This is a genomic window from Lachnobacterium bovis, from assembly GCF_900111325.1.
Taxonomy (GTDB): domain Bacteria; phylum Bacillota; class Clostridia; order Lachnospirales; family Lachnospiraceae; genus Roseburia; species Roseburia bovis_A.
This window is the reverse complement of the sequence record NZ_FOGW01000011.1, coordinates 73,029-97,430: the sequence shown is the minus strand read 5'-3', so window position 1 is coordinate 97,430 and position 24,402 is coordinate 73,029. Positions and strand designations below refer to the sequence as shown.

Sequence of the window (24,402 nt, the reverse complement as noted above, 5' to 3'; positions counted from 1 at the left end):
TATGACTTTTGTCATTAATACTTTTTTAACACCAATTATTCAGCTGGTGTCTCTGCTGGTGCAGCCTCTTCAGCTACATCTGAAGCATCACCTTTTTCTGCAATTTGCTTAATAACACGAGCAAAGTTTGCAATTGGTGACTGTAAGCTTCCAAGTAATCTTGAAAGTAACTCGTCTCTTCCTGGAATTTCTGAGATAGCTTTCATTCCTTCTGCATCGTAAAGTGTTCCTTCTACGATACCAGCTTTAATCTCTAATGCTTTTGCTGTTTTAGCAAATTTAGCAATAATTCTAGCTGGTGCTGTTGCATCATCTTTAGAAATTGCGAAAGCATTAGGACCTTCAAGAGATTCATTTAAACCTTCAAACTCAGTACCTTCGATTGCTCTCTTAACTAAAGTATTTTTGTATACTTTGTAAGTAACACCAGCTTCTCTTAACTGTTTACGTAACTCTGTATCTTCTGCAACAGTAAGTCCACTATAATCAACAACTAAAACTGACTGAGCATCTTTGATTGTTTCTGAAATTTCCTGTACTATAGGCTGTTTAAGTTCTACTTTTGCCACGAATCGTGCACCTCCTTTTATTATTTGCATAAAAGACATGAGGTATAAGATTTATATCTCTATAAATCAAAGAAACCTCTCTGCCTAGACAGAGAGGTATAAGTCATTTTTAATGATGGGAATCCCATCTAAAAACTTCCTCGGTAGGCACTACGTTTACGCCTTTCGGCACCTACTGTCTTCGGCAATATGCATTGCTATTATAACATTATATATCACGGATGTCAATAAAAACTTTCCGCAAAACATGTCTGCTTAAATAGGTCTATTGTAAATAATTACTCAGTAATCTTTGTAACGTTTAACTTCACTCCAGGTCCCATTGTAGAAGTGATTACTGCACTCTTAATGTACTGACCTTTCACGCTAGCAGGTCTTGCTTTGTTAACTGCACCCATAAGAGCGCGGAAGTTGTCGCTTAATTGATCTTCTGTGAAAGAAGCTTTTCCAACTGGCACGTGAATGATATTTGCTTTATCTAATCTATATTCAATCTTACCAGCTTTGATATCATTAACAGCTTTAGTAACGTCCATTGTAACTGTACCAGCTTTAGGGTTTGGCATTAAACCTTTTGGTCCAAGTACACGTCCTAAACGTCCTACAACACCCATCATATCAGGTGTAGCTACTACAACATCAAAGTCTAACCAACCATCGTTTTGGATCTTAGGAATTAATTCCTCACCGCCTACGAAATCAGCACCTGCAGCTTGAGCTTCATCAGCTTTAGCACCTTTAGCGAATACTAAAACTTTAACGCTTTTACCTGTACCGTGTGGTAAAACTACTGCTCCACGAACCTGCTGATCTGCGTGACGTCCATCACAACCAGTTCTAAGATGAAGTTCGATTGTTTCGTCAAATTTTGCTGTAGCATTTTTCTTAACAATATCGATAGCATCTTTAATCTCGTAAAGAGCTTTCTTGTCAAAACTTTTTACAGCGTCTTGATATTTTTTTCCTCTTTTCATGAAAAATAACCTCCTGGTGGTATTATCGGGAGAGGGCCCTCCCACTTGTTATTATTAAATGCCCTTTAAATTGTCATCTACTAATGTCTATCTGATTTAATTATATTCCTCTCAGAGTTTATATAACCAATCAGAAAGAAATATCACTAATCGATTACAAATTAGTCAACTACTTCAACACCCATAGATCTAGCAGTACCAGCGATCATGCTAATAGCAGAATCAATGTTAGCTGCATTTAAATCTGGCATTTTTAACTCAGCGATTTCTTGAAGCTGAGCTCTTGTAATCTTTGCAACTTTAGTTTTGTTTGGTTCACCTGAACCACTCTTAATGTTGCATGCTTTTTTAATTAATACTGGTGCTGGTGGAGTTTTAGTTACAAAACTGAAACTTCTATCTGCATATACAGTAATAACTACAGGGATTAATAAATCTCCTTTATCTGCTGTTTTTGCATTAAACTGTTTTGTAAACTCTACGATATTTACACCATGCTGACCAAGTGCAGGTCCAACTGGAGGAGCTGGAGTTGCTTTACCTGCAGGGATCTGCAATTTAATATATCCTTCAACTTTTTTTGCCATTGGAATTGCCTCCTTAATTCATTTTCTTAACTTCTGCGAAACTTACTTCAACTGGTGTTTCGCGACCGAACAGTTCAACTGTAATTGTAACTGTTTGTTTGTGTTCATTGATTGCTTGGATAACACCAATAGTGTCTTTCCAAACGCCACCGATAACAACAATTGTATCACCGACTTCAAAATCAATAACAATACTTTCTGATTTGATACCTAATGGTTTCATTTCAGCTTCAGTGAGAGGAACGGGTTTACTTCCCGGTCCAACGAATCCAGTAACGCCACGAGTATTTCTTACTACGTACCATGTGTCATCATTCATAATCATATGAACTAAAACATATCCTGGAAACATTTTCTTGGAAACCTGTTTCTTGGTACCGTTCTTCACTTCTAGTACTTCTTCCATAGGAACTCGTACTTCTAAGATTTGATCTTCAAGATGTCTGTTTTCAATTGTCTTTTCGATATTTGCTTTGACCTTGTTCTCATATCCTGAGTATGTATGAACTACATACCAATTTGTTTCTGACATAAATCGTCTTCCTCCATTACAATGTAAATCCCACTATGTAGTCTACGCCATATTGAATACCCCTATCCATTAAAGCGATAATCGCTCCAGCAATAATAGAAATAACAATAACAGCAGTAGTCTGTCTTGTAAGTGTTTTTTGATCTGGCCAGATAATCTTTTTGAACTCAGTCTTAAGACCGGTAAACCAGCTCATTTTTGGAGCTTTTTCTAACTTTTCGGTTTCTCCCATTTTCTCACTCCTTCACTCTATTCAGACTATTTTGTTTCTTTATGTACTGTATGTGTCTTGCAGAATCTGCAGTACTTCTTTGTTTCCATTCTGTCCGGATGAGCTTTTTTGTCCTTTGTCATGTTATAATTACGACGCTGGCACTCTGTGCAAGCTAATGTAATCTTTGTGCGCACAACTTCCACCTCCGTTTAATTTCTTTGTTGCTTAATACCTATTATTAGGCATAAAAAAAAGACCTACTTTTAAGCCTTCTCAATATAACACAATATTTTTTTCTCGTCAATATATTTTTTTTGATTCTACCACTTTTTACAAAAAAAAGCAAGTATTTTTATTAAAAACTATTGATTTTACTCTCACTTTATTGTATAATTGTCATATAGTTATACTTATTAATATGAGTATATTGTATTCTTAACTTACAGTTTTATGAATTATGTCATAAAATATTGTTTTATCTAGTTTTTAATTATATTTATTCTACATAATTTTTACATCTTAGTTATTATTTTTATACTTTTTTTATACTTCATAGTAACACAATCCCTTTTTTACTTTTTTATACTTCATAGTAACACAATCCCTTTTTTACTTTTTTATACTTCATAGTAACACAATCCCTTTTTACATTATTTTATAACTTAATATTTTGCTCACAGGTACCTGCATAGCATTCTATGTTTTTTACTTATAATTTTAATTGTTGTATTTTTTCATTCATACCTATTCCCCTCTAGTGTTAGTATTTGGAAAGGAGGAGAGCTCATGGCAAAAATTGATAATGTATATGCTTATTATATTTCTTCGACTAGTAACAAGAAATCATCTAAATATGATTATCATTCGAAGAATGATTTAAAAAAAGTATATACAAAAATAATACAAGTTAATAAGGACTCTCCTCTTTTTAAATTAGCGGAACCTTCAACTGCAAAACGTTTTGCGATTGATATCAAAGAGACTTCACGCAGTCTGTTGCATGTTGTGGCTTCTCTTTCTAACGAAGACAGTTTAGAAAGTTGTTTCGATAAAAAGGTGGCATACTCTTCTAATCCTGACGTTGCTGATGCTACTTTTTGGGGAAATTCATCCTATAACGAAAATGATACGTTTACTTTACATATAGATAGTTTGGCAAAACCTCAGGTTAACACAGGTAATTTTTTAAAAGCAGATATTTTGTCTTTTATTCCTGGAAATTATACTTTTGACTTAAAAACCCAATCTTCAACCTATGAATTTCAATTTAATATTAAGTCAACAGATACAAATTTTATGATTCAAAATAAATTAGTTAACCTCATAAATTCTTCTAATGTAGGTTTAAAGGCGTCACTTATTAGCGATGATGATAATGCTAACGCCATTAGACTTATTGGAAATAATACAGGTTTAGTCGAAAATAACAAACAACCATTTAGTGTTTTTCCATCTTCAAAGAACAATTCCATTGCTATGATGGATGTATTGGGTATCACTAATATTTCTCATCCTGCATGTAATTCTTCTTTTACTATTGATGGAGAACCATATTCATCAACTTCAAATTCCTTCATATTAAATAATGACATTGAATTACTCTTACTTGCTGAAGGTGATGATGCTACTACTAAAATTGGATTCAAAAATAACGTTGAAGCTATTTCTGAAAATGTAACAAATTTAACAACGGCATACAATAATATGCTTACCTTAGCCCAAAACTACGCTACTATTCATGAAAAGCAAAATAATCGGAATCAATTTTTTTTATCAATGGCAAGTATTTCTGTTGGTATGAAATCGCAACTTGACTCAATAGGCCTTGAAGTTTCTGATAATGGATACGTTTTTGTTAATGACTTACTATTAGAAGATGCTGTTTCAAGTAAAAATCTCGATGAAACTTTTGAAACATTAAATTCTTTCAAAAATTCCATTGGATCTAAAGCAGATGATATTTCCATTAATCCTCTTGCTTACATGGATAAAATTATTTACGAATATAAGCCTCCTTACAATAATTTTCCTACTCCATATGTACCATCTGTTTATGTCGGATTGTTTTTAGATAATTACGTTTGATCCTAATACTAGGGAGCATTCTTAAAGAATGCTCCCTGATATTTTATCCTAATAAATTTTCATCAATTTCTTTTACATACTTCAAAAAAACCTCCCGCCATAAACGATATACCACATCAGCTTCTGTATCAACTGTCACATAATGATGGATATTAACCTTTCCATTATCCCAAAATGCACATTTATAGCCTCGATAAATATATTCTATACACTCTGATATATCATAATAGTGCCAATGATCAAATATGTCTTCTCTCCATGGTACGTCTTTATTCGTAAACAAAAAAACACCATCTATAGCTTTTGCTGAATATAAAATAATATTATCATTAGCCTTACCTATAATCCTTAAATTATTCCCAATATGAGATGATTCCACTGTTTGTGCTTCATGATTTTGTACTACTTTCACAAAACCGTAATCTATATCTTTCTTTTCAAACCAACATCCATTTTTATTAATCTTTGCGGAGCCTGCAACACCTAATAAATTAACATCTTGATTTTGTTGTAATGCTTCTACCGCATCTATTAGGATATTCTCTTCAATCAACCACACATCATGATGTATATAAAGTTTATATTTTGCATTTGTGTTTAATATTGCCGCATTATAACCACTTGCCATACTTTTTGCATTTATTACTTCTATAACTTCTAACGAAAAATCCTTTGGTATATCTAATGTTTTAATATAAGCTTCGCATTCTAATCTCATTCTATTATCATTAGTACAAAAAATAATGGCTATTTTCTTTTCATCATATTCAACACCTTCATTTTTTTTATTTATTAATCGTTGTGTTTCATTCCACTCTTTTAGCTCATAATTTACAATTGTACTTTCACCTTGTTTTAAAATATCATTTTTTTCAATTTTTCTTTCATAGTCTATTATCTCACAACTCTTTGTTTTGTCTAAATTCACTATAATTTTTTTAAAAAAATTTTTTTCTTTTTTTTCTTTAAAAATAATTTTCTTTTTTTCTTCATCATGATTGCATTCGTATAATTTTTTTACAGAATGTACGAAGGTATGATAAATTTCTATATAGTATTCACTAAAATTCTTTCCTTGCTTTTTAGAAGTTTTCAAATACTCTGCGACTTTTTCATACATTGGCACATCATCATACAGTAATGGAACCATTTCTCTTATAAATAATAGTAACATTTCCGGTGTAACATCATATTTTAAAATAGTTTCTGCCAATGATTCTTCACTTGTTTCAGGAATTCCATACAACATTCTTTCTAGATAAAAGCGCACTTCCTTAAAGACTTCATAAAACCCCTTAATGTTATCTTTATATTTATCAATGCAATTATAATCTTCTAATTTTTTTATATCATTTGGGTATACTACTTTTTTTGTTCTCTTTATCTGCATCAAACCTATCTCTAAAATGTTTTTTAACATAAGTATTTCTCTATCAATAAATATTTTTCTACATTCACTGTCTATATTTGAAGAGCTAGTTAATTCTGTAATTAATTTAAAAACCACATCATAACTTTTTAGATTTATCATTTCTATAAAGATTTGTTTTGCAGTATTCAATATTTTCTTTACAACTAATCCTTTTTTATTACGAATATTATAATATTCTTCATCAAGAGATTCAGAAATTTCTTTTGTAATATGCTCCTTATTAATTTCTTTTAAAAGTTTTACAAATATTAGCCACACTAGCTGTTCTTCAAAATTTTCTCCATTCTCTGCTAAAAGTCCTTTTATGTAGTACCATCTATAATCCAATGGATATTCAATAAATGCTTCTTTTAATACTTCTTCTACTTCATGTATCCTATTACAATCTATAAAACTCGAAACAAGCTCAAAATACTCTTCTGAATTCTTTTTTACAGACTCCTTAATTATGTAAAGTAAGCTTATTTCTACAGCTTTTATGTAGTTTTTTTCTTCATATTGAGCAACCGATTCACGACATAGTCTAGGATCTGGTATACTAATTTCACCGTTTGCTATTTTATCCAAAATTTCAGCTAATTGCACGCCATCTTCATTATTAAAAAAATATCCATTTACCCCTTCTTGTATATAATCAATAACAGTCGGCGTACTTAAAACCATTCTTCCATAAGCTAATGCCTCTGCTCCAACTAAAAGAAAGCCCTCATAATCAGACGCTGCAACTAGGGCTACTTCATCTTCTAAATAATCCCATGGATTATCTTTCCACCCTAAATATTTTACTTTGTCATCCATTTGTAAATAGCTTATTATTTCAAATAATTCTTTTTTATAATCTCCATCTCCAATTATCTTAATACTCCAGTCACTTTTTGCTCTATACATTGCTTCAAGAATTATGTCCAATCTCTTTTCTGCCGAAACTCGCCCTACATATATTAGCTTATTACTTTTTTTTCTTACATCACCATTTACATAGTTTATTTTTTCAAAATAATCTTCTTTAGGAAAAACAATAGGATTAGCTATATAATAAATCTTATCATCGTTTACTCCATCTTGTTTCAATTGCTTAATTATCGCTTTATTTATACATAAATGATAATCTGCCTCTTTAAGTTCTTTTATCCCACCTAAGCCAACTGAATTGTACATATTTACATCATTATGTACCCAAGAAACAATCTTAAACTCCGCCTCAGAATTATTTATTAAATATTGCTGAGATAACTTAACCACTTTAGACATTATCGGATAATTAAGTGTCACACAAAGCATAGGTTTTCCATGTACTTTTATAAAATTTGCATATGTCATTGCCATTTTTTCTAATTGTTCACTTATATTCTTTGAAGAATCATATACTTTATATTCATATGCTTCATCGTAACCTTCAAGATATTCTATACCTAAACCCAAATGAATAAATCTAAATTTTATATGTGTAATTTTTTTCCATGAGCTTAATACTTTCTCTATTCCACTTTTTCCACCACCACATGGAGATAAAATATCAACTATCAACATTTTTATACACCTTTCCTTCTTAACCTGTCCATAAAATTTTGTTTATTTTCAATTGGAGTTAATGTAGGTCTTTTCAAATCACTTCTAGCACCTATTGCACTCATCACTTCTATGAATGTTAACCCTTTATTTTTTTTTGTCTGTAATAATGCTTCTTCTAATTCCCACATAGTTTTTACCTTATAAATATATTCATATCCACATGCTTTTGCTATTTTTGAAAACTCACAACCATTTTTGGCTACAGTAGGCATTCCCCCAACTGATTCATGTGCTCCATTGTTTATTAGCACATGTATTAAATTCGATGGCTTTACTTCTCCTATTACAGGTAGTGCTCCTAAATGCATAATAGCTGCACCGTCTCCATCTATGCACCATATTTTTTCCTTTTCATTACTGATTGCAATACCAAGCGCAATAGAAGATGAATGTCCCATCGAACCTACTGTTAAAAAGTCATTATTATGCGACATATTTTTATTTTCTCTTATTTCAAATAGCTCTCTACTAGCTTTTCCCGTAGTTGAGACCATAATATCTTCATTAGCAAATTCTACTATTTTTTCAATAATTTCCTCTCTTTTAAGTTTATTATTATTCTTATACTCTATATTTTTTTCAAATTTCAAAGCCTTTTCTTTAACTAAAAACGCAATACTTCTTCCTTCTTCTAACTCTTTTTTTAATTCTTTTAAATCTTCTTCTAAAGTTTCTTCTGTTGTATTTTCTGTAAGTGTTACATTTTTTATTTGCATCAAATCAATTAAATCTTTCGTTATTTTACCTTGGAATTTATGCTGTGGTTCATCTTTTATTCCGTCTTCTCCACGCCATCCTATAACAAAAATAACTGGTATATTATATACATCTGGCGATATCAACGATGCAATTGGATTAATCACATTCCCTTCTCCACTATTTTGTAGATACACTAAAGGAATCTTTCCTGTTGCCAAATAATACCCTGCTGCTATGGCAACACAATTTCCCTCATTTGCAGCAATCAAATGATGCTTATTATCTACTCCGTATTTATCCATCAAATAATTAACTAACGGTTTAAGTTTTGAATCTGGAACTCCAACAAAAAAATCAACTGCTAACATTGAAATAAATTTTTCTACTAATAACATAGTTATACTTCTCCTCTTTGTAAAAATTTCATCAATTCAACTTCCTGATTCTTGTAAAAAGGATAATCATGGCTTGCATCCATTTTTTTAGGTATCATATAATCTTCTCCGTATAAATACTTCAATATTTTATCATAATTTCGGGGTATAAATATTGTTGTATTTTCAAATGGAACTTCTATTGCTTCTAAATAATCCTCTTTATCAAATATAAAATCCTTATCTTTGGTTTGTCTTTCTAGTACGCATTGTAGCCTTTTGGTATCATCATAACTATAAATACTAGAAACTTTCTCACACAAATCAAATAACTGATAAGATAAATCAGCATCTCTATTAAATTTAACCGCACACATCTCCTCAATCGAACAAATTGCATCTTCTAAATCTTTTTCATCGACATTTTCTAACTCTTCACCATCAACACATTTTCCTGCTTTTTTATTATTTACTTTCTTTAATAAATTTTCTGTACTTATAATAATATCTATAATAGTTTTTTGTAACTCATCTTCTTTTGTATCATCACTTATTCCATCTAATATCTCTATATCAAGCCCAACAATATAAGGACATCCATGATAATATTCTAACTTTTCTCCACTGTAGGGAATTTTAGAACCATTGATAATTCTAGTAAAAAAATTTCTATATTCATTATCATCTGCATAATTTAAAATCATATAATCATTTGGTAATTCATTTTTATGCTTGATAAATTCTATCCAATCTTTTCTCTTCATAATGATATCTATGTCATCATCCCATGGTATAAAGCCTTTATGTCTAACTGCTCCTAATAGAGTCCCCCAATGGGCAAAATATGTAATATTATATTTCTTACATATATTTTCAAATATTTTCAACACTTCTAATTGAGCAGCCCATGCTCTTTTCATCATGGTTTCTATATAAAATCCTTCTCTAATTTCTCCGTCAAAATAATTTTCTTCAAATTCTAACATTTTTCATACCTCTTTCCTATTTGACTAATTAACCAATCACTAATCTTTTCTGACGCGCAACCTTGTTCATATACTCCTAATTTTTTTAACCACTCTTTAAGATTCTTCTTGTATTCTGTTATATCAAAATTTTTTATAACATTTATCAATTCATCATTTGAAGTAGCTAACGGAAATGGATAATTTTCTAATTTTTCATATAAGCCTCTCTCTTCAATGTAATCTTTATAATCCAAAGTAAAAAACATTCCTACCTTTCCTAAAATTGCAAAATCATATATATAGCTCGAATAATCCGTTATAATTGCATCAGAACAAATACCTATTTCTACTGAATCCACATAATCCGACACATCAATTATCTGATTATTTTCTTCCGCCAAATATGAATAATATTTACCACACCTTCTAATATTAGGATGTAATTTTATTAGCACTTTAATGTTCTTATGGACTTTTCTTTCTAAAATATCTATTAATCTTTCTAAATCAATTTTATTACTTTCTCTATCAACATCATTTCTAAATGTTGGTGCATATAAAATCACATACTCATTATCCCTAATTTCTAACCTCTCCCTAACCTTTTTTCGTACACTATTAACTCTTTCTAAATCGTAAAAAATATCATTTCTTGGCACGCCATACTTTAATATCTGATTTTTATCTTTCAGATAAAACGCTCTCTCAAAAATTCTTTCTTGATTCCTATTTCCACACGTTATTGCATTTATAATTTTTCCATCATATATTGCATTCAATTTATATCTAAAACTTAATTTATCACTAGCATCTCTTTCTATTTTTTTTAGCGAAATACTTCCATGCCATAATTGCAAATATATCTGATTTTTCTTTTTCAAAACTAGATGCTCGTCTCTTACATTATCAACCCATGCACTAGCTGTAGCTAATTCAAAACAGGCTTTTAGTGAACGATACTTAACTTTTCTAATATAGTTTGGCATAGGCTCATTTTCATCTTTTACTAACCATACCAAATCTAATCCCTTGTAGCTTTGCAATTTTTTTGCTATTTCTGCTGGCGAATCTCCGAAACCTGATCCTTGAAAATTTAAAAATACAATTTTTCCTTTTTTAGCAGGCAAACAACTCATTATTTTTGAAAACACTAAAAAAATTAATATATGATATATTTTTATACTAAACTTTTTCACTATCTTCATACTTTTCCCCTTTTAGCTTAAATATAATCCCCTTATTATTTACTCCAAATTTAAACATATAAAACACTACTAAACAAACTGCATTGAATAAAACTTTAATATATCCCATTTTTAGAAAACTATTAAATGACGTTAGAATAACAGCCATAACTATAGCTGTAAAACTAGGCCATAGCAAATCGCTTAGTATTTCTCGTCCTTTATATCCTATCAATTTACCCATTACATATAAATTTATTATCGCCACGACAATACTATACAAACATGTCATTTGTGCTATTGCAATTACACTTTTTTTCATTCCGATTAATATTAATATCAAATATAATGGTTTTTTTACTAATTCTATTTTTAGAACAATATCACTTCTCCCTGTTGATTTTACTATTTGAATACTAATCTCACCTATCAAAAAAAATGGAATGCTTAATATCCCATATTTCATAAATTCTACACATCTAGCCCATTTTGCGGTAAATAATCCAATAATAATAGTATCAGATATCGTATACATCACAGCTAAACCAGGGAATATTACAAAAGATAGTTTTTTTATTACTTGTCTTATTAATTTCTTTTTTTTCAGTTTATCCTCAACCTTTGAAAATGCTGAAAATAATACACTAGAAATCGTTCCTGTAATATTATTAAACATTGCATTTGGAATTTGGTTTCCCTTATTATAAAATGCTAATTGTGTTGCATTGTAATAGCCACCTATAAAAACAGTTTGAATCTGATTAAAAAAAGTTCCTATAAAATCAGCACACATTATTTTCCAACCATATCCAACTAATACTTTTGCCCTTTTTATCGAAAAAACTCTTTTAGGATACCACTTAATTATGAATGATAAAACAACACTATCCATAACTGAATTAGATAAATATTGCATAACTAAAGCCCACACTCCATATCCCTTCACAGCTAAGTATATTCCTAAAAAAGCGGATATCATAGTACCTATAAGTGTCGCCCAAAAAAATTTTTGAAACTCCATTTTTTTCACAATATATGCATGTTGTATTGTATTATATGCACCTAATATTATTCTAAGTGAAAAAACTCTTAGAACAATTGTTAATCCTTGTATTTTGTAAAAATGTTCTATCAAAGGTGCACTTACAAACATTATCATATACAAGCAAATCGAAATAAACAAACTACAATAAAATATCGTTGAAAAATCATCCTCAACTGCATTTTTATCCTGTATTAATGCAGTTCCTAACCCACTTGATACGAGTACATCTGCTAACGTGATAAACAAAAAGACTATTGCTACCATTCCATAATCATCTGGCATTAAAATTCTAGCTAATATTATTGAAACTATAAAAGATACTCCTTGCGCTATTATCCTTTCTGCAAATTTCCAGCCTATTCCTTTTATTATGCTTTTTTTTATGTCATCATGCACCTAAAATATTCCTCCACCTTTTTAGTATAGAAAAAATTTTAAAATGTTTTACAAGTAAATAGGTTTTTACTCTAACCAAAATATCTTTAGATCTATTTTTCTTATTTTTGTACTCCATAAAAATTCTTCTCTTTAATATTTCATAATCTAAAGTTTTTTCGATATTTTCATCGTTGAAACGAATTATATGTATTAAACACATAAGCGTGTAAGCCTGATCTTCTTTATATCTCATATTTTTAAAATACATATATCTATCCCACAATGCCATCAACGAACACATTATTTCTTTTACCGTTTTTTTAGTATTAGTTATACTTCCTTCTCTCATTCTATACACATAATATACGCCTTTTACCTTAGCAACTTTATCCACTTTTGGCATAATTTCATTTAATAAAAATTCATCTTCATGAACACGACCTGGTAAGAATTCCACATCATTAAACAACTCTTTTTTATACAATTTAGCACACGAAACATTGTATTTAATTCCTTTTTCTATTCTAATTGATCTCCAATATCCTTTTTCATCTACTACTTCAAATTTTGTAATTGGATCGAATTCCTTTTTATCTTTTCCATAATATTTTACAACACCTGTAACCGCAAAATCAGCGTCACTAATAAGTAATGTTTCAAGCATTTTTTCATACATTTTAGAAAAAACCACATCATCTCCATCAACAAAGCTTAAAAATTCACCTTTTGCTTCTTTTATTCCTTTATTTCTTGCCTCTGAAAGTCCTTTATTTTGTTGATGATACACTCTAATTCTTTTATCACTTTTGGCTAATTCATCACAAATAATACCCGATTTATCTGTTGAACCATCATCTACTAGTATAATTTCTATATTTTCATAAGTTTGTCTTTCAATCGATTTAACGCATTTTTTTATATATTTTTCAATGTTATATACTGGCACTATCACAGATATTAATTCTTTCATTAGCAATATCTCCTTTTTTATATTTGTTCTAACATTCTCTTAACCTGATCTTTTATTGTTCCATAACTTTTTAATCTCTTTATGCCGTTTTCTCTAATTCTATTTCTCTCAGATTCATTTCTTAAATAAAAATCTGTTAACCCTACTAGCTGTTCAACATCATCATAAAGAACTATATCATTTCCAATATCAAAATATTCCGCTAATTCTTCTTGAAAATTCGATATCAAAAATCCATCTGAGCCAAGTATTTCCCATACTCTAAGAGGTATTCCTGTTCTAATTGTTTTGAGAGAAATGTTCAAATTTATTTTCGAATTATAAAATACTAATGGCAATTTTGTATCATAATCAATATATCCCTTATTTATCACATCTTTCATTTTTTCGTTATTTTCATTTGAGTACAATACAACATTATTTTCATGCGATAAAATCGTCAATACAATTCTTCTTTCTCTTCGCGTTATCTCACTTGCAATTAAAAATTCGATTTGTCTATTAGTAACTTGAAATTTTTCTTTTACTCTTTCTTTATATGCTTGATTCATTTTCTTTATTAAATTATTAGTTACTAATTCATCTACTATATATGCCCCATATAGCTGCATTTGAGAACGTATTACACCTTCTATATACCCTTTTTCGTAATCATATAATGGCTCGATTACAGACGGATAGTCATTATCATATAATTTTCCTACAAATGATATATCTGATTTATATTCTTCCATTTTACTTGCCTTAGTTTCTCTTATAATTTTTTGTAGATGATTATAATCACATCTTAATGGCAAATGAAAACTTTCTATTCCTTGTTTTTTAAAACATTCTACTTGTCCTCTATCAAATGTAAAAATTCTATTTGTCTTATATTTCATTGTACTTAAATCTCTAATGTGTATAGGAGAATCATAAATCCATGATATATATATTATTTCTTTATTATTTGCTATTTTCGCAATTATTGGATTGTAATTAATTGAAAAAATTGCATCTATTTTCTTATTATCGTTAATACACTCTATAAACTTTTCAAATGTGTCTTCAAATTCTTTGTTATTTTCCCACTCAACTATATTTTTTTCATAAACAATATACTCAACATTAAGTTGATCCAATGCATCCACTATCGAATTTTCAAAAAAAGAACTCCACTTCCAATAAACTAATCTCATTTTTTTCTCCTTCTAGCCAAAAAAGGCAAGTTGTTTAACTTGCCTTCTTTGAATGTCTGCGACAACATTTTCAACAGTTATATTATTTAATCAATGAAAGAACTCCTTGCGTCTGAGTATTAGCTTGTGCTAACATTGCCTGACCTGCCTGCTGGATAATACTTGTAGCTGAGTATGCTACCATTTCTTCTGCCATATTTGTATCTCTGATACGTGATTCAGCTGCTTGTGTATTCTCTGATGTTGTATCAAGATTTTTAATGGTATGATTCAAACGATTTTGTAATGCACCAAGAGTTGCTCTTTGATCAGATACTTGTTGGATAGCCGACTGAACAAGAGACATCGTTTTTCCTGCACTTTCATTAGAGGATACACTAAGTGATACCAATCCAAGGCTTGAGGCATTCATATTTGCAATTGATATTTCTATAGTCTGACCACTTAATGAACCAACTTGCAATTTTTTTTCAGAAAATGATCCATCTAACAAATTCATAGTGTTAAACTGTGTTGTACACTGAATTCTATCAATTTCTGATAACAATTGATCAATTTCTAATGTAATTGCTTCCCTATCATCTTTGGTGTTAGTATCATTAGCTGCTTGTGTAGCCAACTCATTCATACGTTGCAATATGTTATGACTCTCATTTAATGCACCTTCAGCTGTTTGGATTAACGAAATAGCATCCTGAGCATTTGTAGAAGCTTTCTTTAAACCTCTAATCTGACTTCTCATTTTTTCTGAAATTGAAAGACCTGCTGCATCATCAGCTGCCTTATTAACTCTATATCCAGAAGATAATTTCTCGGTATTTCCCGCAAGTGTTGCTGTAGTGATTCCTAACTGTCTATTAGTGTTCATTGCCGCAATGTTGTGTTGTACTACCATGATAATTTCCTCCTTGAACTAAATGTGACATCCATGCCACAACTTTTTATCTAACTCCATCTTAGTCTTAAGCAGCATACTAAGATTCTGTATATAAACACACAACTATGTTTACATACACTAGTTATATCGGATTTATTTATTTCAGGTTAACTATTAATTTATTCTTTTTTTTAATTTAATTTATATTACCAATAAAATTTTTATACATTCAAATTAATTATTAATTAAAAATAAATTTAATATTAACTCACAAAAAAAAGAGGTTGGATAAACCAACCTCTTTTGATAGTCCTTTAATTTTAAGTGATAGCTTTAAACACTATTATCTAATTAATGACATTACACCCTGTGTCTGGCTGTTTGCCTGAGCTAACATAGCCTGACCAGCTTGTTGGATAATACTTGTAGCTGAGTATGATACCATCTCTTCAGCCATATTTGTATCACGGATACGTGATTCAGCTGCCTGAGTATTTTCAGCTGCTGTATCAAGGTTCTTAATTGTGTGATTCAAACGATTCTGTAATGCACCAAGTTTTGATCTTTCTGAAGAAACTGTTTTAATAGCTTTTTGAACTTGTGACATAGATTTACCAGCTTTTGCATTATCACTAACTGCTAATGAAGCAATTCCTAATCCAGATGCATTCATCTTTGCAATAGAAACATCAATAACCTGTCCTGATAATGAACCAACCTGTAATTTCTTTCCTGAGAAATTTCCATCGATAAGATTCATTGTATTGAACTGAGTTGTTGAGTAAATTCTATTAACTTCAGATGTTAACTGATCAATCTCGTTCTTAATAGCATTTCTATCATCGCTTGTATTTGTATCTGTTGCAGCCTGTGTTGCCAATTCATTCATACGTTGAAGAATTGCATGTGTCTCATTAAGAGCACCTTCAGCTGTTTGAATTAAAGAAATACCATTTTGAGCATTCTCAGAAGCTTTCTTTAAACCTCTAATCTGGCTTCTCATTTTCTCAGAAATTGATAATCCAGCTGCATCATCTGATGCACGGTTTACTTTGTATCCTGATGATAATTTCTCTGTATGTCCAGCTAATGCTGTTGTGCTAAGACCTAACTGTCTATTTGTGTTCATAGCTGCCATGTTGTGTTGTACTACCATAATTTTTTCCTCCTTGAATAAAACACCGTAGCTTCCTTGCTACTTTCTTAAATAAAATGTTGTAACTGTAATTCAATTTCACCTTACGCGCGACTCAGCGAAACTTCCTCACTTCAAAAACAAATCACTTTGTTTTCTTACACTATATATCGGTAATTTTTTTTTTTACTTAACCTTTTTTCTATTTTTTATTATCTAAAAATTGTGGATCTATATATTCCACCTTTTTCATTGCTTGATTATATCTCTTTAACGCACCCTGATTCGTCCTTATATCTTTTACTTGACGCCTAATGGTACTAAATTTTTTCTTCATTAATTCTTTATTTCTTGCTTCCTGCGCTTGTATTTGAACGCTCTTATCTGTTATTCGTCTTATACTTTCTTGCATTTGACGTATCTCTTCAGCATACAAGGCTCGATTTTTATCTATTTCATCACTTATTTTATTAAAAATTTCTTGAAACCCTTCATCTAATAAATTAAGTTCATTTATACAATTAGACTTCTGCTCGACTATAATATCAAAATCATCTGGCTTTATACCTTGATTTACCAATGCATCTTTTTGTAACTCATCTAATTCTATTATTCTATCTAATATCAATTCTTTTTTTCGTAAACTTTGTAACATAACTTCTATATACGTCTCTTGCATATCAAGCTCCTTATGTTTTGACTACGAATCAACTTATTTATTTGCTAGTGCCTTCTTCATTACCTCTTTCCAAGTATCTCTCATTTTCCTTAAATGTTTTAATATCTCTTCTAATACTTCTTTATCTTTATCCATATTTGCAACAACTAGTCGTTCTTGTATATACTGATACACGTTATCAAAATCTTGTGCAACTGGATATCTCTTGTCTAAGCTTAACTGTAACTCATCAATTATTCGTTCAACTTTAATAATGTTATCGTGAGCTTTTTGAATGTCTTTTTTCGGATGCTGCTCCGTTACATCTACTGCTGCAATCGCAATATTTGTAAACTTAATAGCTGCCTCATATAACATTAAAACTAATTCTGCAGGCGACGCTGTCAAAACTTTATTATTTGCATACGCTGCGTAACCCTGATTTTGTACCATAAAACAAGCCTCCTCATAACTATTTTAATTACTAGCGAAGCAAATGCCTCGCTAGTAACATCATGATTATTATTTAAAGAAATTCGTAAGTGAACTGCTTGAATTTTGTAATTTAGCTAACGCTGTCTCCATAGCTGCAAACTTATTATAATAATAATCTTCTTTTTCTGTAATTCTTGCTTCCCACTCGGCAATTAATTTCTGATAATTATTATACTCTGATGTTAATTGTTTATCGTTATATACCTTATAAGCAGACTTAATTGTTGAACTCTTCATCTGTTTATCAATATTGTCATAAAGCTTTGTTGAGAGCTGTTTCATAAAATCTATAACAGCATCTGGATCAGCATTTATTGCTGTCATTAATTTATCTGTTTTACCTGAAGAAGTATTATCATCTGCATCTCCTGCAATATGGAATGAATTGTACTCATTTTCTGGCGCTGTTAAAATACTTTCTGTCGAAATTCCAAAACTAGATAATGAATAAGTCTTACCATTAATGTTAAAACTACTATTCATTGCAGATGTCATAGCATTCATAATAGTATTTAAAGACGAATCATTTCTAAGTACGGAATCCTTGATTTTAGTCTCCCACTGTTCAACTTCTTTATCGCTCATACTTTCCTTCTCATCATCTGTAAGAGGATCATATCCTTTAGATGAAGGAGCATTGTATAATTTAGTCATTTCATTAATTAAACTATTATACTCTGTGATAAATTCTTTTACTTTGTCATACAATCCTTGAGAATCTGAATTAGTATTAATTGTAATTGGCCCACTGTTAGTTGTAGTAGCTTGAACCGTAATGTTTAGCCCATTAATACTAAAGTTATTTGTGCTATTAGTATACTCAACACCATTTAGTAAAATTGTTGCATCTTTTCCTTCAATCTTTGTTCCGTTAGTAATTCCTAGCTTATCTAATGCACCATTTCCACCTGTATTTGTCGATGTAATAGTAAAATCATTATCAGCACCAGATTTATCTGATCCAATAAAAATCCTATTGTTATCTGTATCGAAATTAACTTTCAAGCCTGCACTAGATAACTTCTCAGTCAAATCTTTTACTGTCATATCTGCATTTACTTCTATTTGCTCAGTCTTAAGATTTACCCCACTACCTTTTGTAACCGTAATGGTTTCTGTTCCAGCAACTCCAAGCTCACTTAGCTTAGTTCCCTCTTTTACGTCATCTCCAAGCTTTTCACCTGTAAGATAGCCTGTTTGAGCTAAGTTTGTAACTTCTAAACTCTGTACACCATTAATTGCCTTATTAGTAGCAGTTACAGTTGCCTTTGTTGTATCTGAAACTGTACTCTTTTTTATTGAATATGCACCTTGGAATTTTAAATTTCCTACGTTAGAATACAACTTATAAACTTTAGAATTTAATGTCTTCCAAGCATCTTGTTTCCAAGATAATTTCGTTTGTTCTTTTTTATATGTATCTTTTTTTAAACTGTATGATGATACCAAGGCCTTTACTAACGCGTCAGTATCTAGACCCGAGTTCATACCTGATAACCTAATTGCCATATTTTATACTCCTTTTAAAAAACAAAATTAACGTGTTATAATTTTTTATCAACTAATAAACCTGCATTTTCCAGGACTATGCCTATCTTATCAAGAACTTCTTCTTGCGGAAATTCTCTAACAACTTCTTTTGTTTTTTTGTCAACAATCTTTATCGTTGATCTTCTTGTTTGTTCATGAACGCCATAAATTACTTCTTGATTTTCTGCTGTGTGCTTCTTCATTTCTTCTATCACTTTTTTTAATTGCGGATTATCTTTGTCGTTGTAAAAACCTTGTTGTTCTCCGCCGTTTCCTTTTCCTTGACCACCGAATTTTGCAATATCTGTAGTCTTAACTGCTAATTGTTTCGAAACGGCCTCATTAGATGCTATTTGTTCTTTAGGTTGCATCTGAACCTTTTTTACCGCCGATGACGAACTTCCTTGTAACGCCATTCCAGCTCCTTTTATAGCTTCTAGGGCCATACATAACACCTCCATGTGAAAAAACTTCTTCCCTGACTTGTAACAAAAATAAGCTTTACAAAAGGACATATCTAACTACAATACCTATCGACTTACTCTTAACCTTATTTTATTAAAAAAAAATAAAAAAAACCAAAGTATTACTAAACTAAATAATACCTTGGTCTTTCTTATATAAATTCCTTTTTACAAGTTTCATAAAATCCATTTTAGGGTTTACATCAAATATTTATTTTTCTACTTTACCGTTTTTCTTTCTATTAAGTTTTGTAACGCTGTTATACCTTGCACATCAACTGATGCCTTATTTTCTTCTTTAATCTGCACATACACTTCTTCTCTATAAATAGGTACCTCTTTTGGTGCAGTTATACCAACCTTAACTTGATCTCCGCGAACCTCTAAAATAGTGACTACGATATTGTTATTAATCACTAACGACTCGCCCTTTTTTCGTGTTAATGCTAACATATCTACTCACCTGCCTTTCCATCCTCGATGTCTTCACGTTTTTTATTGCCTTTGACAAGATCATAGATTTTAAATTTCACAGGGAAATCATCCTCTACTATTATTTGAACCCCCTTATGAGTATCTGCGTTTATGATTATAGGCGCTTTCAAATTAATAGACAAATCCTCGATCTCAGAAGGTACTGTAACCGTTACCAAAATATAAGTATTTTCAGCCGTTAATTCTCCAAGCGGAGCCAGGATTTCATCATTTACTTTAGGATTATAGTCTGGAATAACGGTCTGTGGAACCATTACAGGAAAAGCGGTCTCTGGGTCATCTAATGACTGTAGCCACATAATACTTGTTGCTTCTTTTTCTTCTTCTTTTGCTTTTTCCTCATCAAAAATCAAAGCAAATTTCTTGAAAAGCGGAAGCCCTATCATTCCTGTTTCCATGGTAATAATTTTTTCATCTGCAATGTCAACTGTTCCAAATACTCTTGTTTCTGCCTTCATGGTAATTTCCTCCTTCGTCTCCGACGACGTGTATTTGAAACGATGCCAAGCATCAAAAAAGCATATTTCTCTTTTCCTTGATAAGCATCGATTCATGCAAACCCATAATCATAATAAAAGAAAACTAAAAATTATACAACCTTTTTTTATAAATAGTCCAAAAGTGATTGACGACCTACTTGTGCTGCTGCAGTTAATGAAGATTGATATGCATTATTAGCTGTATAAAAATCTAAAATAACATCAGAAAGATCTCTATAATCATTCTTTACTTTTAGTTCATTAACTGTCGTTTTTTGGTTTTCTACACGCGTCTTAATTAAACTTAATCTTACTTGTGTACTACCTAAATTTGTTACTGCAAGGTTAACATCTCGCTGATATCCATCAAAATTTGTAATATACTGACTATATGTCTTTTGAAGATTATCCTCAGCATATGCTACTTCTTTAGCAGCTGCATCTAAATATGTTTTCAAATTGTTTTGACTAACTTCGTCAGAATACCTTGATTGTTTCATCATATTCGTAATCTTGTCATACTTATCATGCGCAACAATTGCAGAATTGATAATATCGATCATTTCCTCTACATCCCTTGCTATATCTGTCGAAAAAACATCACTAGCCTGAGTGTTAATAGTTATATGAGTATTTATCGCAACTGTATAAGTAATCTGCTGATCCTCTTTAGTATATTCAATTGGATTTTGTGGATCCGTAACATCCTTGCAATCAAAATAATATTCTGGTTTTACATCGCCCTTTGCAAAACCTTTTTTGACGTAGTTTATTTCGGCCAAATAATCATTTGATTTCATAGTATCTGATATATTTTTACCTAGTATCATTTCGCCAGTATTTCTAATTACAATGATCTCATCATCACCTAGCGATTTAACTCCTGTATCATCCTGCCATTCTTGTTCACTCGCATAATATCTATAATTTGCGGTATTTGTCACTTCAACTAAATTATCTGGATCTGTTTGATCAAATAATTTTAGGGTAGGCTCGTTTTGTGATTCTACTCCATTGTACGCTAATCTTAATCTATCATAATTATGTTCTTGTGAAATTGTTCCTGTATACTGCGTACTAGCATCTGTTGGTACTTCAGAACCCTTTGTGTAATAACGTCTATGTTCAATGTCACTCTCTTGGAATTTCTGAGTTATTTCATACGTTGTATCACGTTCATCTTTTGTAAAAACTAACTGACAATTTGTTCTAAAGCCTGTAAAAACTGTTCTACCAGCATAATCCGCATTTCCTTCAGCATAAACTTGCTCACTAAGCGCTGTAAGTTCTTTCCAAATTGTATTTCTATCTTCTGGTTGTAATGTATCATGCGCTCCTGCAACGCATTTTTGTCTGATATCTGTCAAAACCTTATTCATATTCATAAGTGATGTTTTGGTAACATCAATCCAAGACTCTACATCTGGAATGTTATTATCTACAAACTGTGTCATATGGCTTAGATCTGTAGACAATCTAAGCGAGCGCATAGCAATTACAGGATCTTCTGATGCTTTTTCGATTTTTTGTTGAGTCGTCATCTGTGAATTTAATTTATCAACAGATACTTTATTCAAGTTAATATTGTATTTTGTTTTATTCATAATCATGTTATCTGTAACACGCATAGGCTATTCCTCCTTCCGTATACTAAACTCCAGTTTCATTTATAAGTTTGTCATACATTTGAGCCATAACTGAAATTATTTTTGAAGACAAATTATACGCATTTTGGAATTTTATTAAATTCATCGCCTCTTCATCTCTATCTACACCAGAAATAGATTCTCTTTGTCTATCAATTGAAGTTGCTAAATTACTATAATTTTTATTAAATACTGTCGTTCTTTGTGCATCAATAGCAGCATCTGATAATATAGTCTCTAAAAATGAACTTGCTTTTTCTCCTCTAAAGAAGTGAATATCAGATTGCAATTTCTTTAACTCCACAACAACTTCATTTCTATCTATACCATTCACAAGATCATATGCTGTAGCAAATCTTACTGGATTTTTCAAACATTCATTATTAATTTTTACATTATCGATTGTCATATTGTAGTAAGTTGCCTGCTCTGAAGTATATATGCCATCTTCATATACAGCTCTATCACTTACTTTTTCTGACATGCAAAAACTATTTGGATCTTCTGGAAGATTTGCAGTAAAAAATGTAGTCATTGGTTTACCCTCTAAATCTACACCTTTAAGTTCAATTGCATTAAACATACTACAAAACGCTCTCATAAATTCTGTTGCCTGCTTCTGATAATATGGAATTCCGAAATTAGAAATTCCAACTCCACACTCAACTCTAGAATTATTCGTATTCATTTTTGTAATATCATTAGCTGATATCTCTGTTGATAAATTAAATTTTACATTATCAAGCTTTCCATCCTTTACTTCTGCTTCCCATCCTGTGTAATTATATTTTTTATTGTTAATATATAAAACGCCTACTTTATCATGAGAAAAAGCATTAATTGAATCTAAATTTAAATTATCAACCACTACATAATCAGTTGCAGCTTCTCTAATTGTTCCTTTTAAATTTTCGTTATTATTTCCATCTCTTTCAAGTACTAATGCTTTAAGCATTCCACCTGCATTTAGTGTCGCTGCTGCAAAATCTGTCTGCGTATCCTCCCAAATTATGTCATACAAACCATCTGCATCTAATTGATTCAATCGAGCTTTTCTCGACACACACTCTAGTGTTCTGTAATCATTACCATCTACTAGCAATTGACCATTAATTCGTACTTCATAATTTGTTCCACCTAAATAATTGTCAGGATCATTTGTATTTAAAATTTTATATTCCTTAGTTGTAACATTACAAATCGCAGACAATTCATCAACTAATACAGCTCTTTCATCTCTAAGTTCATTTGCTCTTCCATTATTCATTTCAATTTGATTAATTTCTTTATTTAAAATCGAAATCTTCTGCGAAATAACATTAATATTTTCTACATATGCTTTTATCTCTTCATTACAATCATCTTGTATGCTTCTTAAGCTTGATGAAAAGTTGTTAAAATATGTACACAAACTTTGTGCTTGATTTATAAAAGCATTTCTGACTGTTCTATCTGCATTACTTTTACTTATATCATCTAAATTGTTAAACATCTGGTTGAAAATAGTTGCAAAACCACTTAACACTTTGTCATCCTTTAATAAAGTCTGAACTTGTTCAGCGTAATACAATTTTTTTTCATACATACCTTGTTTTTCGTTTGCTTCCCAGAATTTCATATCGTAAAATAAATTTCGCTCTTGTAATATAGATGTAACTTCAACACCTGTTCCAACGCTACCATATTTAGCTGCAACTCTTATAGCATCTGTTGACTGCAAAGTTGCGGTCTGTCTTGTATAACCTTTTGTTTTTGTATTTGCAACATTGTTAGCTGTAGTTGTAACCGATGTTTGGAAAGCACTTAATCCAGATGCACCTATATTTAAACCAAAAAATGTTGATGGCATATGCTTCCCCCCT

At 30.8% G+C, this 24,402-nt stretch carries 24 protein-coding genes and 1 other annotated feature; of the genes, 1 reads left to right on the top strand and 23 read right to left on the bottom strand.

Going from position 1 to position 24,402, the window contains the following annotated elements:
- Window positions 1–35 precede the first annotated feature (35 nt).
- From rplJ to rpmG, 6 genes are all read right to left on the bottom strand, one after another.
- The gene (gene rplJ / locus BMY79_RS06155; protein WP_022749954.1) at window positions 36–569 is read right to left on the bottom strand and encodes a 50S ribosomal protein L10; all 534 of its coding nucleotides are present in this window, start codon (window positions 567–569) and stop codon (window positions 36–38) included.
- A 59-nt stretch (window positions 570–628) separates the two neighbouring features.
- Window positions 629–772: a sequence feature (ribosomal protein L10 leader region), on the bottom strand.
- Between the two features lie 75 nt (window positions 773–847).
- A complete protein-coding gene (gene rplA / locus BMY79_RS06150; protein ID WP_022749956.1) occupies window positions 848–1,543 on the bottom strand; it encodes a 50S ribosomal protein L1 in 696 nt (231 codons plus the stop codon).
- A gap of 161 nt (window positions 1,544–1,704) precedes the next feature.
- Window positions 1,705–2,130 carry a 50S ribosomal protein L11 gene (gene rplK / locus BMY79_RS06145; protein ID WP_022749957.1) on the bottom strand — a complete coding sequence of 142 codons (426 nt, stop codon included), beginning with the start codon at window positions 2,128–2,130 and terminating at the stop codon, window positions 1,705–1,707.
- A 13-nt stretch (window positions 2,131–2,143) separates the two neighbouring features.
- Window positions 2,144–2,662 carry a transcription termination/antitermination protein NusG gene (gene nusG, locus BMY79_RS06140; RefSeq protein ID WP_022749958.1) on the bottom strand — a complete coding sequence of 173 codons (519 nt, stop codon included), beginning with the start codon at window positions 2,660–2,662 and terminating at the stop codon, window positions 2,144–2,146.
- A 16-nt stretch (window positions 2,663–2,678) separates the two neighbouring features.
- Window positions 2,679–2,894, bottom strand: coding sequence for a preprotein translocase subunit SecE (secE, locus tag BMY79_RS06135; RefSeq protein WP_022749959.1), 216 nt, complete (start codon window positions 2,892–2,894; stop codon window positions 2,679–2,681).
- A 26-nt stretch (window positions 2,895–2,920) separates the two neighbouring features.
- Complete coding sequence (gene rpmG / locus BMY79_RS06130; protein WP_022749961.1) at window positions 2,921–3,070, bottom strand: 50S ribosomal protein L33; 150 nt, start codon at window positions 3,068–3,070, stop codon at window positions 2,921–2,923.
- A gap of 592 nt (window positions 3,071–3,662) precedes the next feature.
- Here rpmG and BMY79_RS06125 point away from each other — a divergent pair.
- Window positions 3,663–4,961, top strand: coding sequence for a hypothetical protein (locus tag BMY79_RS06125; RefSeq protein WP_074730598.1), 1,299 nt, complete (start codon window positions 3,663–3,665; stop codon window positions 4,959–4,961).
- A gap of 43 nt (window positions 4,962–5,004) precedes the next feature.
- Here the strand turns inward: BMY79_RS06125 and BMY79_RS06120 are convergent, their stop codons facing one another.
- From BMY79_RS06120 to BMY79_RS06040, 17 genes are all read right to left on the bottom strand, one after another.
- Window positions 5,005–7,923, bottom strand: coding sequence for a glycosyltransferase (locus BMY79_RS06120; RefSeq protein ID WP_074730597.1), 2,919 nt, complete (start codon window positions 7,921–7,923; stop codon window positions 5,005–5,007).
- Between the two features lie 2 nt (window positions 7,924–7,925).
- Window positions 7,926–9,059 (bottom strand): phosphonopyruvate decarboxylase, encoded by a 1,134-nt coding sequence (gene aepY, locus BMY79_RS06115; protein WP_074730596.1) that lies wholly within the window; start codon window positions 9,057–9,059, stop codon window positions 7,926–7,928.
- A 2-nt stretch (window positions 9,060–9,061) separates the two neighbouring features.
- Complete coding sequence (locus tag BMY79_RS06110) at window positions 9,062–10,024, bottom strand: LicD family protein (RefSeq protein ID WP_074730595.1); 963 nt, start codon at window positions 10,022–10,024, stop codon at window positions 9,062–9,064.
- Complete coding sequence (locus BMY79_RS06105) at window positions 10,018–11,211, bottom strand: CDP-glycerol glycerophosphotransferase family protein (RefSeq protein WP_074730594.1); 1,194 nt, start codon at window positions 11,209–11,211, stop codon at window positions 10,018–10,020. The genes BMY79_RS06110 and BMY79_RS06105 overlap by 7 nt, the downstream gene beginning before the upstream one ends.
- Complete coding sequence (locus BMY79_RS06100; RefSeq protein ID WP_074730593.1) at window positions 11,189–12,631, bottom strand: lipopolysaccharide biosynthesis protein; 1,443 nt, start codon at window positions 12,629–12,631, stop codon at window positions 11,189–11,191. The genes BMY79_RS06105 and BMY79_RS06100 overlap by 23 nt, the downstream gene beginning before the upstream one ends.
- Window positions 12,624–13,583 carry a glycosyltransferase family 2 protein gene (locus tag BMY79_RS06095; RefSeq protein WP_074730592.1) on the bottom strand — a complete coding sequence of 320 codons (960 nt, stop codon included), beginning with the start codon at window positions 13,581–13,583 and terminating at the stop codon, window positions 12,624–12,626. The genes BMY79_RS06100 and BMY79_RS06095 overlap by 8 nt, the downstream gene beginning before the upstream one ends.
- A 17-nt stretch (window positions 13,584–13,600) precedes the next feature.
- Entirely contained in the window at window positions 13,601–14,761 is a 1,161-nt protein-coding gene (locus BMY79_RS06090) for a glycosyltransferase family protein (protein ID WP_027422183.1), read from the bottom strand.
- An 82-nt stretch (window positions 14,762–14,843) separates the two neighbouring features.
- Window positions 14,844–15,656 carry a flagellin N-terminal helical domain-containing protein gene (locus BMY79_RS06085; protein WP_027422184.1) on the bottom strand — a complete coding sequence of 271 codons (813 nt, stop codon included), beginning with the start codon at window positions 15,654–15,656 and terminating at the stop codon, window positions 14,844–14,846.
- A 325-nt stretch (window positions 15,657–15,981) separates the two neighbouring features.
- Window positions 15,982–16,794, bottom strand: a complete 813-nt coding sequence (locus BMY79_RS06080; RefSeq protein ID WP_074730591.1) for a flagellin N-terminal helical domain-containing protein — start codon at window positions 16,792–16,794, stop codon at window positions 15,982–15,984.
- 181 nt (window positions 16,795–16,975) lie between these two features.
- Window positions 16,976–17,452: a flagellar export chaperone FlgN gene (flgN, locus tag BMY79_RS06075; RefSeq protein WP_022749554.1), complete on the bottom strand. Its 477-nt coding sequence runs from the start codon at window positions 17,450–17,452 to the stop codon at window positions 16,976–16,978.
- Between the two features lie 33 nt (window positions 17,453–17,485).
- Window positions 17,486–17,884, bottom strand: a complete 399-nt coding sequence (gene fliS, locus BMY79_RS06070; protein ID WP_022749555.1) for a flagellar export chaperone FliS — start codon at window positions 17,882–17,884, stop codon at window positions 17,486–17,488.
- Window positions 17,885–17,953: 69 nt separating this feature from the next.
- Window positions 17,954–19,435 carry a flagellar filament capping protein FliD gene (gene fliD / locus BMY79_RS06065; protein ID WP_074730590.1) on the bottom strand — a complete coding sequence of 494 codons (1,482 nt, stop codon included), beginning with the start codon at window positions 19,433–19,435 and terminating at the stop codon, window positions 17,954–17,956.
- Window positions 19,436–19,470: 35 nt separating this feature from the next.
- Window positions 19,471–19,902, bottom strand: a complete 432-nt coding sequence (locus BMY79_RS06060; protein WP_022749558.1) for a flagellar protein FlaG — start codon at window positions 19,900–19,902, stop codon at window positions 19,471–19,473.
- 237 nt (window positions 19,903–20,139) lie between these two features.
- Window positions 20,140–20,373: a carbon storage regulator CsrA gene (gene csrA, locus BMY79_RS06055; protein WP_022749560.1), complete on the bottom strand. Its 234-nt coding sequence runs from the start codon at window positions 20,371–20,373 to the stop codon at window positions 20,140–20,142.
- Between the two features lie 2 nt (window positions 20,374–20,375).
- A complete protein-coding gene (fliW, locus tag BMY79_RS06050; RefSeq protein WP_074730589.1) occupies window positions 20,376–20,873 on the bottom strand; it encodes a flagellar assembly protein FliW in 498 nt (165 codons plus the stop codon).
- A 146-nt stretch (window positions 20,874–21,019) separates the two neighbouring features.
- Window positions 21,020–22,522: a flagellin N-terminal helical domain-containing protein gene (locus BMY79_RS06045; protein WP_022749563.1), complete on the bottom strand. Its 1,503-nt coding sequence runs from the start codon at window positions 22,520–22,522 to the stop codon at window positions 21,020–21,022.
- Window positions 22,523–22,544: 22 nt separating this feature from the next.
- Window positions 22,545–24,389, bottom strand: a complete 1,845-nt coding sequence (locus BMY79_RS06040) for a flagellar hook-associated protein FlgK (RefSeq protein WP_027422187.1) — start codon at window positions 24,387–24,389, stop codon at window positions 22,545–22,547.
- Window positions 24,390–24,402 lie beyond the last annotated feature (13 nt).

What these genes read in the sequence shown, in the direction of transcription:
- rplA (WP_022749956.1), bottom strand. Translation starts at nt 1,543, where the DNA reads ATGAAAAGAGGAAAAAAATATCAAGACGCTGTAAAAAGTTTTGACAAG.
- rplK (WP_022749957.1), bottom strand. Translation starts at nt 2,130, where the DNA reads ATGGCAAAAAAAGTTGAAGGATATATTAAATTGCAGATCCCTGCAGGT.
- nusG (WP_022749958.1), bottom strand. Translation starts at nt 2,662, where the DNA reads ATGTCAGAAACAAATTGGTATGTAGTTCATACATACTCAGGATATGAG.
- secE (WP_022749959.1), bottom strand. Translation starts at nt 2,894, where the DNA reads ATGGGAGAAACCGAAAAGTTAGAAAAAGCTCCAAAAATGAGCTGGTTT.
- BMY79_RS06125 (WP_074730598.1), top strand. Translation starts at nt 3,663, where the DNA reads ATGGCAAAAATTGATAATGTATATGCTTATTATATTTCTTCGACTAGT.
- BMY79_RS06120 (WP_074730597.1), bottom strand. Translation starts at nt 7,923, where the DNA reads ATGTTGATAGTTGATATTTTATCTCCATGTGGTGGTGGAAAAAGTGGA.
- aepY (WP_074730596.1), bottom strand. Translation starts at nt 9,059, where the DNA reads ATGTTATTAGTAGAAAAATTTATTTCAATGTTAGCAGTTGATTTTTTT.
- BMY79_RS06110 (WP_074730595.1), bottom strand. Translation starts at nt 10,024, where the DNA reads ATGTTAGAATTTGAAGAAAATTATTTTGACGGAGAAATTAGAGAAGGA.
- BMY79_RS06105 (WP_074730594.1), bottom strand. Translation starts at nt 11,211, where the DNA reads ATGAAGATAGTGAAAAAGTTTAGTATAAAAATATATCATATATTAATT.
- BMY79_RS06095 (WP_074730592.1), bottom strand. Translation starts at nt 13,583, where the DNA reads ATGAAAGAATTAATATCTGTGATAGTGCCAGTATATAACATTGAAAAA.
- BMY79_RS06090 (WP_027422183.1), bottom strand. Translation starts at nt 14,761, where the DNA reads ATGAGATTAGTTTATTGGAAGTGGAGTTCTTTTTTTGAAAATTCGATA.
- BMY79_RS06085 (WP_027422184.1), bottom strand. Translation starts at nt 15,656, where the DNA reads ATGGTAGTACAACACAACATTGCGGCAATGAACACTAATAGACAGTTA.
- BMY79_RS06080 (WP_074730591.1), bottom strand. Translation starts at nt 16,794, where the DNA reads ATGGTAGTACAACACAACATGGCAGCTATGAACACAAATAGACAGTTA.
- flgN (WP_022749554.1), bottom strand. Translation starts at nt 17,452, where the DNA reads ATGCAAGAGACGTATATAGAAGTTATGTTACAAAGTTTACGAAAAAAA.
- fliS (WP_022749555.1), bottom strand. Translation starts at nt 17,884, where the DNA reads ATGGTACAAAATCAGGGTTACGCAGCGTATGCAAATAATAAAGTTTTG.
- fliD (WP_074730590.1), bottom strand. Translation starts at nt 19,435, where the DNA reads ATGGCAATTAGGTTATCAGGTATGAACTCGGGTCTAGATACTGACGCG.
- BMY79_RS06060 (WP_022749558.1), bottom strand. Translation starts at nt 19,902, where the DNA reads ATGGCCCTAGAAGCTATAAAAGGAGCTGGAATGGCGTTACAAGGAAGT.
- csrA (WP_022749560.1), bottom strand. Translation starts at nt 20,373, where the DNA reads ATGTTAGCATTAACACGAAAAAAGGGCGAGTCGTTAGTGATTAATAAC.
- fliW (WP_074730589.1), bottom strand. Translation starts at nt 20,873, where the DNA reads ATGAAGGCAGAAACAAGAGTATTTGGAACAGTTGACATTGCAGATGAA.
- BMY79_RS06045 (WP_022749563.1), bottom strand. Translation starts at nt 22,522, where the DNA reads ATGCGTGTTACAGATAACATGATTATGAATAAAACAAAATACAATATT.
- BMY79_RS06040 (WP_027422187.1), bottom strand. Translation starts at nt 24,389, where the DNA reads ATGCCATCAACATTTTTTGGTTTAAATATAGGTGCATCTGGATTAAGT.